Source organism: Nocardia aurantiaca (genome assembly GCF_009708175.1).
Lineage (GTDB): Bacteria > Actinomycetota > Actinomycetes > Mycobacteriales > Mycobacteriaceae > Nocardia > Nocardia aurantiaca.
The window spans coordinates 466,505-481,896 of record NZ_WMBB01000002.1; the positions used below are offsets into that span (position 1 = coordinate 466,505).

The 15,392-nt window shown below is 68.4% G+C and carries 14 protein-coding genes and 1 tRNA gene; 11 read left to right on the plus strand and 4 right to left on the minus strand.

From position 1 onward, the window contains the following. Positions 1 to 9: 9 nt before the first annotated feature. Positions 10 to 1,482, minus strand: coding sequence for an aldehyde dehydrogenase (locus GLP40_RS05410; protein WP_154786673.1), 1,473 nt, complete (start codon positions 1,480 to 1,482; stop codon positions 10 to 12). A 233-nt stretch (positions 1,483 to 1,715) separates the two neighbouring features. Here GLP40_RS05410 and GLP40_RS05415 point away from each other — a divergent pair, with 233 nt between their 5' ends. From GLP40_RS05415 to GLP40_RS05455, 9 genes are all read left to right on the plus strand, one after another. After that, the gene (locus tag GLP40_RS05415; RefSeq protein ID WP_154786674.1) at positions 1,716 to 2,921 is read left to right on the plus strand and encodes a cytochrome P450; all 1,206 of its coding nucleotides are present in this window, start codon (positions 1,716 to 1,718) and stop codon (positions 2,919 to 2,921) included. Continuing rightward, positions 2,921 to 3,709, plus strand: a complete 789-nt coding sequence (locus GLP40_RS05420) for an SDR family oxidoreductase (protein WP_154786675.1) — start codon at positions 2,921 to 2,923, stop codon at positions 3,707 to 3,709. Before GLP40_RS05415 ends, GLP40_RS05420 begins: the two co-directional genes overlap by 1 nt. Next, positions 3,709 to 3,912: a ferredoxin gene (locus tag GLP40_RS05425; RefSeq protein WP_154786676.1), complete on the plus strand. Its 204-nt coding sequence runs from the start codon at positions 3,709 to 3,711 to the stop codon at positions 3,910 to 3,912. Before GLP40_RS05420 ends, GLP40_RS05425 begins: the two co-directional genes overlap by 1 nt. Before the next feature lie 40 nt (positions 3,913 to 3,952). Then, positions 3,953 to 4,471 (plus strand): nuclear transport factor 2-like protein, encoded by a 519-nt coding sequence (locus tag GLP40_RS05430; protein WP_154786874.1) that lies wholly within the window; start codon positions 3,953 to 3,955, stop codon positions 4,469 to 4,471. Further along, positions 4,468 to 5,721 (plus strand): hypothetical protein, encoded by a 1,254-nt coding sequence (locus GLP40_RS05435; RefSeq protein ID WP_328289719.1) that lies wholly within the window; start codon positions 4,468 to 4,470, stop codon positions 5,719 to 5,721. Before GLP40_RS05430 ends, GLP40_RS05435 begins: the two co-directional genes overlap by 4 nt. 25 nt (positions 5,722 to 5,746) lie before the next feature. Beyond that, positions 5,747 to 7,357, plus strand: a complete 1,611-nt coding sequence (locus GLP40_RS05440) for an acyl-CoA synthetase (protein ID WP_154786677.1) — start codon at positions 5,747 to 5,749, stop codon at positions 7,355 to 7,357. A gap of 87 nt (positions 7,358 to 7,444) precedes the next feature. Further along, complete coding sequence (locus GLP40_RS05445; RefSeq protein WP_154786678.1) at positions 7,445 to 8,158, plus strand: acetoacetate decarboxylase family protein; 714 nt, start codon at positions 7,445 to 7,447, stop codon at positions 8,156 to 8,158. Further along, entirely contained in the window at positions 8,155 to 8,925 is a 771-nt protein-coding gene (locus GLP40_RS05450) for an SDR family NAD(P)-dependent oxidoreductase (protein ID WP_154786679.1), read from the plus strand. Before GLP40_RS05445 ends, GLP40_RS05450 begins: the two co-directional genes overlap by 4 nt. A 190-nt stretch (positions 8,926 to 9,115) precedes the next feature. Next, positions 9,116 to 10,897, plus strand: coding sequence for an ABC transporter ATP-binding protein (locus GLP40_RS05455; protein ID WP_230329247.1), 1,782 nt, complete (start codon positions 9,116 to 9,118; stop codon positions 10,895 to 10,897). Positions 10,898 to 10,962: 65 nt separating this feature from the next. Here GLP40_RS05455 and GLP40_RS05460 read toward each other — a convergent pair whose 3' ends face one another. Then, positions 10,963 to 11,784, minus strand: a complete 822-nt coding sequence (locus GLP40_RS05460) for a crotonase/enoyl-CoA hydratase family protein (RefSeq protein WP_154786680.1) — start codon at positions 11,782 to 11,784, stop codon at positions 10,963 to 10,965. A 137-nt stretch (positions 11,785 to 11,921) separates the two neighbouring features. Between GLP40_RS05460 and GLP40_RS05465 the strand changes: the two genes are divergently transcribed. Next, the gene (locus GLP40_RS05465; protein ID WP_154786681.1) at positions 11,922 to 13,511 is read left to right on the plus strand and encodes a succinic semialdehyde dehydrogenase; all 1,590 of its coding nucleotides are present in this window, start codon (positions 11,922 to 11,924) and stop codon (positions 13,509 to 13,511) included. A 58-nt stretch (positions 13,512 to 13,569) separates the two neighbouring features. Here GLP40_RS05465 and GLP40_RS05470 read toward each other — a convergent pair whose 3' ends face one another. Beyond that, positions 13,570 to 14,190 (minus strand): YbhB/YbcL family Raf kinase inhibitor-like protein, encoded by a 621-nt coding sequence (locus GLP40_RS05470; protein ID WP_154786682.1) that lies wholly within the window; start codon positions 14,188 to 14,190, stop codon positions 13,570 to 13,572. 162 nt (positions 14,191 to 14,352) lie between these two features. Here GLP40_RS05470 and GLP40_RS05475 point away from each other — a divergent pair, with 162 nt between their 5' ends. Then, a complete protein-coding gene (locus GLP40_RS05475; RefSeq protein WP_328289720.1) occupies positions 14,353 to 15,210 on the plus strand; it encodes a helix-turn-helix transcriptional regulator in 858 nt (285 codons plus the stop codon). A 78-nt stretch (positions 15,211 to 15,288) separates the two neighbouring features. Here the strand turns inward: GLP40_RS05475 and GLP40_RS05480 are convergent. Continuing rightward, positions 15,289 to 15,362 (minus strand) — tRNA-Pro (locus tag GLP40_RS05480). Positions 15,363 to 15,392 lie beyond the last annotated feature (30 nt).

Genomic DNA, 15,392 nt, shown 5'->3' on the forward strand with positions numbered 1-15,392 from the left:
CAATACTCCTCAGACGCCGGTCGCGATGAGTTTGGTCTCGGTGTATTCCTCGAACCCGAGGACGCCCATTTCCCGGCCGATGCCGGACTGCTTATAGCCGCCGAAGGGCGCGTCGGCCGAATACCAGATGCCGCCGTTGACGCTGAGCGTCCCGGTGCGCACGCCCGCCACGACCGCGCGCAGCCGCTCGGGATCGCGTCCCCACACCGAGCCGGACAGACCGTAGGGGGAGTCGTTGGCGATGCGCACGGCATCCGCGTCACCGTCGTGCGGGATGACGGTGAGGACGGGCCCGAAGATCTCCTCCTGGGCCACGGTGGAGCTATTGGGCAGACCCGTGATGAGGGTCGGCTCGATGAACCATCCGCCCACGCGGTCCGGCCGCTTTCCGCCGGTCACGATGGTGCCGCCCTCGGCGCGCGCGATATCGAGGTAGCGCTCGACGCGGGCCAGCTGCCGCTCGGAAATGACGGGGCCGCACACGGTTGCGGGTTTCGCGGGGTCACCGGGCGCGATATTGGCGAGGGTGCGCGCGGCCGCCTCGACCGCCTGATCGTGCAGCGTCCGCGGCACCAGCAGCCGGGTGCTGATCGCACACCCCTGCCCGGCGTGCACGCACACCCCGAACGCCGCATAGCTGACCGCCGCAGCGAGATCCGCGTCGTCCAGCACGATGAACGCCGACTTGCCGCCCAGCTCCAGGAACACCTTCTTCAGCGACGCCGCCGCCGCGGCCATGACGGCCTTGCCGGTCCGTGTCGACCCCGTGAACGAGATCATGTCCACCCGCGGATCGGTGACCAGCTGCGCGCCCAGCTCGTGGTCGTCGGAGGTGACGATATTGACCACTCCGGCCGGTATATCGGTTTCCTCGGCGATGATCCGTCCCACGGCCGCCGCGCACCACGGAGTGTCGGGCGCGGGCTTGAGCACCACAGTGGTGCCCGCCGCGAGCGCCGGGCCCAGCTTGGCGAAATTGATCTGATGCGGGAAGTTCCAAGGCGTAATCGCGCCCACGACGCCGATGGGTTCTCGCCGCAGCAGTCGCGAGCTCTTGATCCCCATGGGCGAGGCGATGCCGAGATCGGTTTCCCATGCGTAGTTCTCGGCGAGGTCGGCGAAGTATCCGAGATCGCCGACCGGGCCCTCCAGCTGCGGCCCGCTGGTCAGCATGCGCGGGGCGCCCGCCTCGGCGATGGTGATCTCGCGCAGGTCCTCGAGGTGGCTGCGCAGGGCATCCCGCAGCTGTCGCAGGCAGGTCGCGCGAAAACCCGGATCGCGCGACCAGTCGGTGGTGTCGAAGGCGGTGCGGGCGGCGGCGATGGCCGCATCCATATCGGCGGCGTCGGCATTGGCGGCATAGCCGAGCGTTTCCCCGGTGGCCGGGTTGGCGGTGGTGAACACGCCGCCGCCGCCGGGCGTCAACTTGCCGCCGATCAGCAGGTGCGAACCGCCGTCGGGGACGAGATCGCTCGGGCTCATAGGTAGCTCCCATGCTGTCCGGACACGTGTACGGACTATAGATTCGCGGCTCGGGGGTACGCAAGAACCTGTTTCAGTTTGCGCGTCCGTTGCCGATTCGGTTCGCGGGATCCCGTTGTCAGGCCATCCCGTCGCTAGTACCGTACAGACACATGTCCAGCTGCGTGTCTTCGTTGCTGGAAAACGTTCGTCAGAGCCGATGAACGCGTTACCGAATACGAGGTGCACACACCATGACCGCAGCCTCCCTAGAGCCGCTGCTGTTCGACCCCTACGACTACCGCATCCACGAGGACCCTTACCCCGTGTACCAGCGGTTGCGCACCGAGGCGCCGGTGTACCACCATCCCGGCCTGGACTTCTGGGCGCTGTCCCGGCACGTCGATGTGACGGCCGGCTTCCGAGACAACATCAAGCTCTCCAGTGCCAACGGCGTCTCGCTGGACCCCGCCGCCTGGGGGCCGCACGCATGGCGGACCATGTCCTTCCTGGCCATGGACGACCCGCGGCACCTGCGCTTGCGCAAGCTGGTCTATCAGGGCTTCACCCCGCGCCGGGTCACCGAGATGAGCGACCGCATCCGCGACATCACCCTGCGCTACCTCGAACCCGCGCTGGCCGGTGGTGATTTCGACTGGATCGACGCGGTGGCGGGCCAGGTCCCCATGGACGTCATCTCCGAACTACTGGGCGTCCCGGAATCCGATCGCGCCGAATTGCGCAGACTGGCGGACCTGCTGGTGCATCGTGAGGAAGGTGTGCTGGATGTGCCCGTCGCGGCCATGGAGGCGGCCCTGCAGCTGGCGGGCTACTACAACGAGATGCTCATGGCCCGGAAGCGGCGACGGACCGAAGATCTGACCTCCGCCCTGCTCGACGCCGAGGCCGACGGGGACCGGCTCACCGACGAGGAGATCCTCGGGTTCATGTTCCTGATGGTGGTCGCGGGGAACGAGACCACCACGAAACTGCTGGGCAATGCGCTGTATTGGGCGGGCCGGCATCCTGAGCAGTACGCCAGGGTCGCCGCGCACCCGGAAATCGTCGAGGACTGGGTGGAGGAGACGCTGCGCTATGACGCCTCGAGCCAGATTCTCGCCCGGACCGCCACCGAAGATCTCGAGTACTACGGACAGACCATCCCGCGGGGCGCGAAAGTGCTGCTGCTCGTCGGTTCCGCCAATCGCGATTCCGCCGTCTTCCACGATCCGGACCGCTACGACATCGAACGCCCCGACAAAGGCGGGCTGATCAGCTTCGGCCGCGGCGTGCACTTCTGCCTCGGCGCGCATCTCGCGCGGCTGGAGGCGTCGATCGTGCTGCGGGAGTTCGCCGCTCGCGTCCGTGCCTACGGCATCGGCGAATCCGGTGTCCAGCGCGTGCATTCGGTGAATGTCCGCGGTTTCGCCCATCTGCCCGTCGCCGTGGAGGTTCGGTAATGGCACGTTTCGCACCGCATCCCGCCCGCCGCCCGGCCATCGTCGCGGGCGCTTCCTCCGGAATCGGCGCCGCTACCGCGGAAGCCCTTGCCGCCCTGGGGCATCCGGTCGCGCTCGGCGCGCGCCGGGTGGAGATCTGCGAGACCCTCGCCGAGAAGATTCGCGCGGAGGGCGGTGAAGCCTTCGCCGGGCGGCTCGACGTCTCCGACACCGGGTCGGTGCACGAATTCGTCACCGCAGCTGAGGAAGCGCTGGGGCCCACCGAGATCCTGGTCTCCGGTGCGGGCGATCTGGAGTTCGGGCAGGCCTGGGAAATGGACCCCGACGTCTTCGAATCCCAGGTCCGCGTGCATCTGGTCGGCGCGCAGCGCCTCGCGCACCGGGTGCTGCCGGGGATGATCGAACGGCAGCGCGGCGACTTCGTCGTCATCGGTTCCGACTGCGCGGTCCGGGTGCGGCCCGGCGCGGGCGCGTACAACGCGGCCAAGAGCGGTGTGGAGGCCTTCGCGACCCAGTTGCGCATGGAGCTGGAGGGCACCGGCGTGCGCTCGTCCATCGTCCGCCCGGGTCAGACTCTCACCGGCATGGGCATGCAGGCCACCCCCGAAGTGGTCGGTCCGCTACTGGAGAACTGGGTGAAATGGGGCTTCGCCCGGCACCCGCAGTTCCTGCGGCCCTCGGATCTCGCGGCGGCCGTGACCGCGGTCGTCTCCACCCCGCGCGGCGCGCACCTGGTGCTGGTGGAGGTCCAGCCCGAAGCGCCGATACAGAACAAGGAGGGCGCCTGATGCGTCTGGTCGTCGATCTCGATCTCTGTCAGGGCCACGCCGTCTGCCAGGACGAGGCCCCCGGACTCTTCCACGTGCCCAAGCACGGGCAGGTCCGGATCCTGCGCCCCGATCCCGGCGCCGACCTGGAGGCGGCGCGCGCCGCCGTCCGCTACTGCCCGACCCGGGCGCTGTCGCTGGTCGACGACAGCGCAGCAGAATAAGGAGGCCGCGGTGAGCTGGTCCCGCGAAGAACTCGACGAGATGATCCGCCGCTGGGTGGAGGAGAACGAGCAGTGTGAGGCGCTCGGCGATTGGAAGCCCCTCGCGCACTTCTACACCGAGGACGCCACCTACGGCTGGAACTACGGCCCGCAGCAGGAATTCATGGCCGTCGGCCGCGACGAGATTCGCGATATCGCGCTCGGCCAGGAGATGTTCGGCCTCGAAGGCTGGACCTACCCGTATCAGGAATTCGTGGTCGATGAGCGCAGCGGCAGCGTCATCGGATTCTGGAAGCAGGTCAATGAGGGCCGGCGGGCGGATGGCCGACCCTACAGCCCGGAGGGCATCGGCGGCAGCTGGTTCCGCTACGCGGGCGACTATCAGTGGTCGTGGCAGCGCGACTTCTTCGACTTCGGCAATGTCACAGCGCTTTTCGTGGAGATGATCTCGAACGACGCGCTGTCGCCCGGAATGCGCAAGCGCATGGAGCGGGCGGCGTCGGGCCGAGCGCTGCCCGGCTGGTACCCGGTCGGAGAGGGACCGGTGCCCCTGTGGTGAACAGCAGATTCAACTCGCTGACCAGATCTGAACTGGCCCTGCTGGTTCCGGAACTGCTGCTGTGCGGCCACCTCATCGACCGCTCCGGCATGGCGCACGTGCTCGGCGCGCTCGGCCGCGGGGGCATGACCGCGGTGGCCATCGACGAATGGCGGCTGGCCAGTCCGGTCTACACCCGGCGCATGCAGCGCGCGCTCGATATCACCGGCGACGGCGTGGACGCCATTTTCAAGGGCTTCCAGCTCGACATCGGCGCGCCACCGCAATTCATGGATTTCCGCTACCGGGTGATCGACCACGACCACGGCGAATTCCATCTCGACCACTGCGGTGCGCTCGCCGATGTGGAACCCATGGGTACCGAGTTCGTGGTCTCCATGTGCCACGACATCGAGGACCCGACCTTCGACGCGACCGCACTGGCCACCAATCCGCACGCCCGGGTCCGCCCCGTGCACCGGCCACCCCGGGAGCCCGCCGACCGCAGGCCGGTGTGCGCGTGGACGGTCACCATCGATCCCGCGCACGAGCCGCCGGCGCCGCCCGACGACGCGCACGTGGTGGCCGGATCCGAGGCCGCCGCCACGGTGCTGGCACCCATCGACCCGGAAGATCCCGGGCAGCAGGACTATTCGGGTCCACTGCTGAGCGATCTGCGCTTCGAGGACTTCTCCCGCTCGGCGCTCATCCGGATCGCCGACGAGGTGTGCCTGCAACACCATCTGCTCACCCTCGGGTACAAGGCCGCCGTCGAGGCGCGGACGAAACCCGAAACGGCGCTGGATATCCTGCGCAAACAATGGACCGGTATCGCCGGGCTGACCTCCGAGCGCATTCGCAAGGCGCTGGGACTCGGGGACGACGCCGCCGCGCTGGCCAAGGTCCTGCGCCTGCACCCGGCGTTCAATCCGGCCGCCTATGTCGACATCGAGGTCTCCAGCGAGACCATCGGGGGCCGACAGCTGGTGGAACTGCGCATCGGCCGGGCCTGCGGCGCGATGGACGACGGCGCGTGGCCCGCGCTGCTCGATCCCGAGCACCTGGCCCCGCTCGACGCGCTGGTGCGCGGGGTGAACCCCCGCTTCCACACCGCTGTCCGATCCGTCGGCGAGTGCGGTCTCACCGTCGAAATCCGTTGTGCGGACCTGCCCTTCCGGGAAGCCGACGAGGTCGCCATCACCCGGTTCAGCTCGGGGGCGGCCTTCACCTTCACCGACCGGGGCGCCCCGTTGCCGCTCACCGTTCTGTAGCCGGAACACACCAGGAGATACGGCCATGGCGTGCAATTTCGCCGACCTCTACGAACACTCCGCCGACGCCGTGCCGGACCGGACCGCCGTCATCGAGGGCCCGCGCCGGCTCACCTTCGCCCAACTCGACGCCCGCGCCAACCGGCTGGCCCACCACCTCTCCGCCGCCGGGGCGGGGCCGGGCACGCATATCGGCTTCCACATGCACAACAGCATCGAGACGCTGGAAACACTGCTGGGCTGCTACAAGATTCGCGCGGTGCCGGTCAATATCAACTACCGGTATCGCGCGGAGGAACTGCGCTACGTCTACGACAACGCCGACCTCGAGATGGCGGTGCATCACCGCTGTTACGCCCCGCTGATCGAGGAGATCCGGGCGCAGCTGCCCACATTGCGGCACACGCTGGTGGTCGAGGACGACCAGGGCGGAGCTGGAGTGCCCAGCAGCTCCGTCTCCTACGAGGCCGCTCTCGAATCCGCCTCTTCCGACCGGGATTTCGGGCCGCGAAGCGCCGACGACCACTTCATCATGTACACCGGCGGCACCACCGGCCTGCCCAAGGGCGTCATCTGGCGGCAGGAGGACATGTGGCGGGTGCTCGGCGGCGGCATCGACTTCTACACCGGCGAACCGGTCGCCGACGAGTACCAGCAGTCCCGTGCGGGGGCTCAGAATTCCTCGCCCATGACCTGGTTCGTGCTGCCGCCGCTCATCCACGCCGCCGCCATGATGCCGACCTTCACCGCTCTGTGGTCCGGCAATACGGTGCTGTTCCAGCCCCGCTTCGACCCCGTCGAGGTGTGGCAGGTGGTGGCGCGGGAGCGGCCCCACGTCCTGGTGGTCACCGGCGACGCCATCGCCCGCCCGCTGGTGGACTCCTACCGGGCCGCCCCCGTGGACGCGTCCTCGCTCATCTCCATCGGCTCCGGCGCCGCCCAGCTCACCCAGCCGGTGAAGAACGCGCTGCTGGAACTGTTCCCGAACACCCTGGTCACCGAATCCATCGGCTCCTCCGAAACCGGTTTCGGCGGTATCGGATTCGCGCGGAAGGACGACGACCCGGCCCGCGCGCCGCGGGTCACCACCGGGCGCGGGGCGCTCGTGGTCGACGATGCCGGGCAGCCGGTCGCGCCGGGCGGTGAGGGCTGGGTGGCCAAGACCGGCAATGTGCCGATCGGCTACTACAAGGACCCCGTCAAGACCGGCGAGCTCTTCCGCACCGTGGACGGGGTGCGCATGGTCATCACCGATGACCGCGCACGCGTCGAGTCCGACGGCTCGGTCACGCTCATCGGCCGCGGCAACATGGTCATCAACACCGGCGGTGAGAAGGTCTTTCCGGAGGAGGTCGAGGCCACGGTCAAGGCCCATCCCGCCGTCTACGACGCCGTCGTCATCGGGGTGCCGCACGAACGCTGGGGAGAGCTGGTGGCCGCCGTGGTGTCCGCGGCCGAGAGCGAGATCGACTTCACCGCCCTCGAAGAGCACGTGCGCGCGCGGCTCGCCGGTTACAAACTGCCGCGCCGGATCTGGGTGGCCGACACCGTCGCGCGCACGCCGAGCGGCAAGCCCGACTATCGATGGGCCAAGGCGTACGTGGCCGAGCGGACGCCCGACCACGAGGCGGGCTGAACGGTGAAGCGCGGCCGGGTGACCGAGGAGCGGAGAAACCCTGTGAAACCCCCACCCCGGAAGACTGAAACCTGTTCTAATTCGAACATGGTGGAGGCGCATACCGTACTCGGCGAACAGGTCCGCATGCCGGTGGAAATCCGGCACGCCGACGCCAGCTCGGCGCTGTTCCTCGTCGACGCGGCGGCGGCCCGCGGCCTGCTGGCCGGCACGGGGCTGGAGCCGATCACACCGCTGCCCGGAAAGGCCGTGCTCTCACTGGCTTTCGTGCGCTACGTCGACGGCGATCTCGGGCCGTACCACGAGTTCGCCTTCTCGCTCATGACCAGACAGCCCGGCCGCAAGAACAGCACCGGCGCCTACATCCACTGGCTGCCGGTGAACCAGAGCTTCACCTGCGAAGCGGGACAGTCGATCTGGGGATTCCCGAAGCTCATGGCGGATATCGACATCACCCCCGACGGCCGCGGGCACCGTTGCGAGGTGCGCGTCGACGGACAGTTCGTGCTCGCCCTGCGGATCGCCGACGGCTTCCCCATGCCGGGCGGCGCGGGCGGGGCGTCCATCGACGCCTACACCCACCGCAACGGAATACTGCGGCGCACACCGTGGGTCATGAATCCGGGCCAGGTCCGGGGACGGCCGGGCGGTGCGCGGATCGAACTCGGGGACCATCCCGTCTCCGGGCAATTGCGCGCGCTGGGACTCCCCGCGCGCGCACTGTTCTCCAGCCGGATCGGCGCGCTCCGCATGACATTCGAGGACGCCGCGACGGTACTGCGCAACCGGGAGGCCCGATGAGCCGGACAGCACTCGTCACCGGAGCGGCCAGCGGCATGGGCCGCATCGTCGCGCAACGACTCGCCGCCGCGGGCTGGCAGGTGGCGGCGGTCGACCTGAACGCCGACGGACTGGCCGCCATGGCCGCGCGCTCGCCGAACACCCACACCTACACCTGTGACGTGTCCGATTCCACGCAGGTCCGCGCCGTCGTCGACAAGGTGCGCTCGGAACTGGGCGCCATCGACCGCCTCGTGCATGCCGCCGGGATGGCCCATGTGCACGCCTCCGTTCTCGACCAGGACGTGGCCGAGCTCCGGAAGATGATGGACATCAACTACATCGGCACCGTCAACCTCTGCCAGGCCGTCATCCCCGCCATGAAGCAGGCCGGTGCGGGCACCGTGGTGTTGTTCGCCTCGTTGGCCGGCTGGCTGCCCTCGCCCGGCATGGCCGGGTACACGGCGTCCAAGCACGCGGTGGTCGGCTTCGCCGACAGCCTCTCCTACGAACTGCACGACACCGGCGTGCGACTGCTCGTGCTGTGTCCGCCCATGGTGGAGACCCCCTTCCTGGCCGCGGTCCGCAAGGAGAACGCCACCGTGCTCGGCAATGCGGGCGGCAGCGCACCGGAGGCCATCGTCGACGCGCTGGAAAAGGCGCTGGCCAAACCGAAGTCGCCGTTGTTCCTGCTGCCCGGACAAGCCCGCCCGGCCTACCTGATGCGGCGCTTCCTGCCGAACGTGGCGCGCGCCATCGTCCGGCGCTCTGTGCACCCCACCGGATGATCACCTGCGAACGTGGATGCCGGCACGTGCTCCGATCGGCATCCGCTCCCGACGCTGGACGGCCGGGCTCCGCGGCGGCCCAGCGCCCGTATCCAGCCATCGACCAGCAATAATTCAGTGGCGTCATACCTCCCCACCAGGCACTCTGGGCTGTCTGCACTGCTCGAAGTACCGATTCGAGAGGGGATGGATGAGTTCGCGCACATCCGCTGTCAGGCTGGTTCTGCGCTACTACGGCCGGGAGATGGCCCGGCGCAAGGCAATCACGATTCCGGCCATGCTGGGGCCCGCCCTCGGCAATATCTGCCAGCTCTACATCGCACCACTGCTGGTCGCGGTGATCGTGGGCAAGGTGGCGGCCACCGGCGACTCCTCGATCGGCGCGCTCGCGCCGTACGTACTGGGGTTCGGCGCGCTGCTGTTGCTGTCGGAAGTGTTCTGGCGCCTGGGCATTCACTGCCTCAACCGCCTCGACGCCTACGGCATCGAAAGTCTCTACAACATCGCCATGGACGAACTGCTGGCCAAGGATTCGGCGTTCTTCCACGACAACTTCGCGGGTTCGCTGACCAAGCGCGCCCTGAGCTTCGCGACCCGGTTCGAGGAATTCGCCGACACCTTCGCCTTCGAGATCGTCGCCGCGCTGGTGCCGTTGAGCTTCGCGTCGGTGGTGCTGTGGCGATACGACCCGATGCTGGTCATCGTGCTGCTCGGGCTGATCACGGTGAGCGGCATCGTGGTCGCCCCGCTGATCCGCCGCCGTCAGCACCTGGTCGACGACCGTGAGGCCGCCATCGCGCGGGTCTCCGGGCACGTCTCCGACACCCTGTCGAACATGCAGGCGGTGCGGGCCTTCGCGGCCGAACCGCAGGAGATCGAGGAGCATCGGCGGCGGGTGGCGGTGCAACGCCGAAAGTCGCTGCGCTCCTGGGACTACAACAATCTCTACATCGACACCGCGGTGACGCCGCTGATGGTGATCGTGAACGTCTCCGGGTTGCTGATCGCCCTGGGCATCGGCGGTGGGCACGCCTCGGTCGAGGTGATCATGGTGGCCTTCACCTACTACTGGAACGCCACCGGCATCATGTTCCGGTTCAACCAGATCTACCGGCGGCTGGAGAGCTCCACCACCGAGGCCGCACAGTTCACCGAACTGCTGCTGGAATCGCCGACCGTTCTCGACGTGGCCGAGCCGGAACCGTTGCGGCCCAAGGGCTCCGACATTCGGTTCGAGCGGGTGGACTTCGCGCACGCGGGCGCGCCGCCACTGTTCCGCGGTCTGGATCTGGAGGTGCCCAGCGGCGCGCGCATCGGCCTGGTCGGCCGGTCGGGCGGCGGCAAGAGCACGCTCGCCCAGCTGCTGCTGCGGATGATGGACGTCAACGGGGGCGTCATTCGCATCGGCGGACAGGACATCTCGCGACTACGCCAGCGTGATCTGCGCAGCCTGCTGTCCTACGTGCCGCAGGACCCTGCCATGTTCCACCGGACGCTACGCGACAACATCCGTTTCGCGCGGCCCGAGGCCACCGACGAGGAGGTGCGGCGCGCCGCCAAGGCCGCGCACGTCACCGAATTCGCGGACGGGCTGCCCGAAGGCATGGACACGCTCATCGGCGAGCGAGGCGTGAAACTGTCCGGCGGGCAACGCCAGCGGGTCGCGCTCGCGCGGGCCATCCTGCGCGACGCCCCGATCCTGCTGCTGGACGAGGCCACCAGCGCACTCGACTCCGAGAGCGAAAATCTTGTGCAGCAGGCGCTCTGGGAGTTGATGGAAGGGCGTACGGCGCTGGTGGTCGCGCACCGGTTGAGCACGGTGGCCGGCATGGACCAGCTGATCGTGCTCGATCGCGGGCGGATCGTCGAAAGGGGCAGCCATGAGGAGTTGCTGCGTGGCGAGGGTACGTACGCGCAACTGTGGCGGCACCAGTCCGGCGGATTCCTCGGCGAGGAATTGGCCGCCCACTGACGGTGATGTGGCGAGGGGAGAGGACCGTCGCCACATCCCTCCGGGGGGACAGTCCCCGGAATTCCTCAGTTCCCCTGGAAGTTGGGCGTGCGCTTCTCGGCGAAGGCGCGCGGGCCTTCCTTCGCGTCATTGCTGCGGAAGACGGGCAGGCCGACCTTGGCGTCGATCTTGAACGCCTCTTCCTCGTGCATGCCCTCGGTGTCGCGGATGACCTTCAGGATCGCCTGCACGGCCAGCGGGCCGTTGTTGTTGATCAGCTCGGCGATCTCGAGCGCCTTGTCCAGCGCGGTCCCGTCCGGCACCACGTGGCCGATGAGGCCGAAGTTCAGCGCCTCGGTCGCGGTGATGTGGCGGCCGGTCAGCAGCAGCTCGGCAGCGACGGTGTAGGGGATCTGGCGCGGCAGCCGCACCGCCGAGCCGCCCATCGGGAACAGGCTCCACTTCGCCTCGGACACACCGAACTTCGCGCTCTCGCCCGCGATGCGGATGTCGGTGCCCTGCAGGATTTCGGTGCCGCCCGCGATGGCCGCGCCCTCCACCGCCGCGATGAGCGGCTTGGTCAGGCGCCGACCCTTGAGCAGGCCGGGCATGCGGGACGGATCGAAGGCGCTGCCCTCCTTCATGCCGTCGTCGGGGCTGCGCTTGTTCATGTTCTTCAGGTCCGCGCCCGCGCAGAACGCGCCGCCCGCGCCGGTGAGGATGCAGGAGCGAATCTCCGGATCGTTGTCGACGGTGTCCCACGCCTCGGTCATGATCGCCAGCATCTCGCCGGTGAGAGCGTTCTTGGACTTGGGGCGGTTCATGGTGACGATCAGCGTCGCGCCGCGCTTCTCGACCAGGGCGTGCGGTTCGGTGTTGCTACTTGTTTCAGCAGTCGCTGCGGTCATCGCCGACCCTTCTTTCCACATGGACGAACCAAGATTCCGGCACGAAACTACCCCGCGCCGTTGTCCTGAACAATAACGTGTTCTAGTTTGGAGCATGGTGACCGCCGTCACGGGCGGCAAGTACTGGAGAGAGTCCCATGAGCACAACGAGTAAGGCGAAACTTCCGCCGCGCGTCACGGAACCCCTCATCAATCGGCTGACCGCGATGGTGACCGCGGGCAAGGCCGGCGAGGCCCGCGAGCCCTTCGAGATGGTCGAGGTCTACACCGGCGATGTCGTCGGCTACCTGCCGCAGTCCTCCCCCGAGGACGTGAAAGCCGCCGCCGAGCTCGCCCGCGCCGCCCAGAAGGAATGGGCCGCCCGGCCGCTCAAGGACCGCCTCGCCGTTTTCGAGCGCGCGCACGAAATGATTCTCTCCGAAATCGAGACGATCGCGGACCTGATTCAGATCGGTTGCGGCAAAGCGCGTCGCATGGCCATCGAGGAGGCGTGCGATACGCCGATGGTCATCGCGCACTACCTGAAGACCGCCGAGAAGACCCTCAAGCCCAAGAAGCGCAGCGGTCCGATGCCGGTCATCACCTCCTCCACCGAGGAGCACCGGCCCAAGGGCGTGGTCGCGGTCATCGCGCCGTGGAACTTCCCCTTCGCCATCTCCATGTCCGACTCCACCCCGGCGCTCATGGCGGGCAACGGCGTGATCATGAAGCCGGACAACAAGACCGCCCTGTGCACCCTCTACGGCATCGAGCTGCTGCACAAGGCGGGCCTGCCGCGCGGGCTCATCCAGGTGGTCTGCGGCGGTGGCCCCGACGTCGGCCCCACCCTGATCGACAATGTCGACTTCGTCATGTTCACCGGCTCCACCGCCACCGGTCGCGCCATCGGTGAGCAGGCCGGGCGCAACCTCATCGGCTGCAGCCTGGAGCTCGGCGGCAAGAACCCGATGATCGTGCTCGACGACGTCAACCTCGACGAGGCCATCCCCTCGGCCCTGTTCGCAGTCTTCGGCAACACCGGCCAAGCGTGCATGCACATCGAGCGGATCTACGTCCACGAGCGCATCTACGACGAGTACCTGCGCCGCTTCGTGGCAGCCGCCGAAGAGCTCGCCGGAAAGATGGGCGCCAGTTACGACTTCGATCCCGAGATGGGCTCGCTGGTCTCGGTGGATCATATGAAGCGCGTCGCCTCACACGTCGAGGAGGCGCGCGAGAAGGGCGCGACCGTCGTCACCGGCGGCAACCCCCGACCCGATATCGGCCCCGCGTTCTTCGAGCCGACCGTGCTCACCGGCGTCACCAAGGACATGGCCCACGCCACCATGGAGACTTTCGGGCCCGTGGTCAGCATCTACAAATACGCCACCGAGGACGAGGCCGTCGCGCTCGCCAACGACACCGCCTATGGCCTCAACGCCAGCATCTGGACCGGAAACATCGACCGCGCAACGAAACTCGCCGAGCGCGTCGAGGCCGGGGCCATCAATATCAATGACGGCTTCGTCACCAGCTACGCCGCCAAGGGCACCCCATCCGGCGGTGTGAAGCAGTCCGGCGTCGGCACCCGCCACGGCGCGGCCGGCATCCTGAAGTACACCGACACCATCAATGTCGGCGTGCAGAAGAAGCAGATCATGGCGGCCCGCGCCTCCATGCCCTACGACAAACAGCTCAAGTCCACCCTGGTCACCCTGCGCCTCATGCGCCGCCTGCGCCTGGGCTGAAAACCGCTCCGCCACACAGGGTCCCGGCGATTCGCCGGGACCCTGCCCGCGTTCCGGGTCAGGGCCGCCGCGCGGTCAAGGTCGTGCGCGCCACACCGATGATGTGGGAGCCCATGGAGAAGGACACCACCGTCGGGGTGGTGGCGGCGGGCAGGTCCAGGGTCGGGATGTCCAGGGCCAGGACCGAGATCTGGTAGGTGTGCGGGCGGTCGCCGGTGGGCGGGCACGGGCCCAGGTAGCCGGGGACGCCGGCGTCATTGACGCCCGCGACGCCCGCCGTGCCCGTGGTGAAATCGGTTGTGGTGGCGGGTATATCCCAGTTCATCCAGTGCCAGAAGCCGGCGGCGGTCGGGGCGTCCGGGTCGAACATGGTGACGGCGAAGCTCTTCGCCCCGGCGGGAGCGCCGGACCACTGCAGGCGCGGCGCGTGATTGGCGGCGGTGCAGCCGAAGGAGCCCGCGTAGAAGTCGGCGGGGAAGGCGCGGCCGGACGCGGCATCGGGCGTGGTGACGGTGAACTGGGCGGCCGACGCGGGGACCACGGCCCGAACCTGAACGGACGGAGCCGGATTCGAGGTCTGGGTGGCGGATGGCGAATCCTTGCCGCTGCCGCAGGCGGCCGCGGACAGCAGCGCCGCCACGGCGAGGGTCGCGGAAACGATGCGTGCGATGGGATGCATGGCGGTTCTCCTCTGGGCTCTGATGGCAACAAGAGAATCCCGGAATCCCGAACCGCCAGGGAGATCGTCCGCAGCCTGGTATTCCGCGTGCTACCCGGCCGCCGCCCTAGGCTTGGGCGGGCGGCACAAGGCGGTGCCGGACCTCGGAGACAAGGAGTGCGCGTGGACACTGCGGCATCGGGCAGGGAGCTGGGCGCCTTCCTGCGGGCCATGCGGGGGCGGCTGGCACCCGAGCAAGTAGGACTGCCGAACCTCGGTCAGCGGCGCACTCCGGGCCTGCGACGGCAGGAGGTGGCACAGCTGGCCGCGGTCAGCATCGACTGGTACATCCGCCTCGAACAGGGGCGCGTCGGCACCCCCGGCGCCGCGATCCTCGACGCCCTCGCCGACGCTCTGCGGCTCACCGATACCGAACGCGCGCACCTGCACCTCATCGCCCGCGGCGCGCAGCCGCCCACCCGCCGGCCGGCCGACCCGCCGGAGTCGCTTCTCGCCATCCTCGAGGGCATGCCCTCGCTTCCGGCCTACCTGACCGACTTCCGCCTGGACGTGCTGGCTCGCAATACCGCCGCCGCGGCACTGTTCGGCCCGGGCTTCGGACCCGGCATCAATGTCGCCCGCCTGACCCTGCTCGATCCCGCCACCCGCGGCACCCAGCTGGACTGGGACCGCGTGGCCCGCGAGACGGTCGGCAACCTGCGCCGCAATCTGGCCCGCCACCCCGACGACATGCGCCTGCGCGAGGTGATCGCCGAATTGCGCACGGACAGCCCCGAATTCGCCGTCTGGTGGGATGACCACACCGTGCAGGACCGCAGCCACGGCGCCAAGCGCATCCGGCATCCGGAGGCGGGGGACCTGACGGTCTGCTACGACAACCTCACCAGCCCGGACGGGGCCGACCACAGCATTACGGTCCTCACCCCCGCGGACGCGGCGTCGGCCACCGCACTGCGTGCCATCCTCACCGCTCACGCGGATCGTCTGGGCGGCACGCGCCTTCGCCCGGTCGCGGGCTGACCACGCAAACAATCCAGAAAACACAAAACCCCCGGCTCTCGAAAGAGCCGGGGGCCGAGTTGTGTCTCAACCACACAGTCGGGGTGACAGGATTTGAACCTGCGACCTCTTCGTCCCGAACGAAGCGCGCTACCAAGCTGCGCCACACCCCGTGAAGCGAACCTGCAGTAGCTTAGCGCACT

What these genes read in the sequence shown, in the direction of transcription:
- GLP40_RS05450 (WP_154786679.1), top strand. Translation starts at nt 8,155, where the DNA reads ATGAGCCGGACAGCACTCGTCACCGGAGCGGCCAGCGGCATGGGCCGC.
- GLP40_RS05420 (WP_154786675.1), top strand. Translation starts at nt 2,921, where the DNA reads ATGGCACGTTTCGCACCGCATCCCGCCCGCCGCCCGGCCATCGTCGCG.
- GLP40_RS05470 (WP_154786682.1), bottom strand. Translation starts at nt 14,190, where the DNA reads ATGCATCCCATCGCACGCATCGTTTCCGCGACCCTCGCCGTGGCGGCG.
- GLP40_RS05410 (WP_154786673.1), bottom strand. Translation starts at nt 1,482, where the DNA reads ATGAGCCCGAGCGATCTCGTCCCCGACGGCGGTTCGCACCTGCTGATC.
- GLP40_RS05465 (WP_154786681.1), top strand. Translation starts at nt 11,922, where the DNA reads ATGAGCACAACGAGTAAGGCGAAACTTCCGCCGCGCGTCACGGAACCC.
- GLP40_RS05440 (WP_154786677.1), top strand. Translation starts at nt 5,747, where the DNA reads ATGGCGTGCAATTTCGCCGACCTCTACGAACACTCCGCCGACGCCGTG.
- GLP40_RS05445 (WP_154786678.1), top strand. Translation starts at nt 7,445, where the DNA reads ATGGTGGAGGCGCATACCGTACTCGGCGAACAGGTCCGCATGCCGGTG.
- GLP40_RS05415 (WP_154786674.1), top strand. Translation starts at nt 1,716, where the DNA reads ATGACCGCAGCCTCCCTAGAGCCGCTGCTGTTCGACCCCTACGACTAC.
- GLP40_RS05460 (WP_154786680.1), bottom strand. Translation starts at nt 11,784, where the DNA reads ATGACCGCAGCGACTGCTGAAACAAGTAGCAACACCGAACCGCACGCC.
- GLP40_RS05430 (WP_154786874.1), top strand. Translation starts at nt 3,953, where the DNA reads ATGATCCGCCGCTGGGTGGAGGAGAACGAGCAGTGTGAGGCGCTCGGC.
- GLP40_RS05425 (WP_154786676.1), top strand. Translation starts at nt 3,709, where the DNA reads ATGCGTCTGGTCGTCGATCTCGATCTCTGTCAGGGCCACGCCGTCTGC.
- GLP40_RS05455 (WP_230329247.1), top strand. Translation starts at nt 9,116, where the DNA reads ATGAGTTCGCGCACATCCGCTGTCAGGCTGGTTCTGCGCTACTACGGC.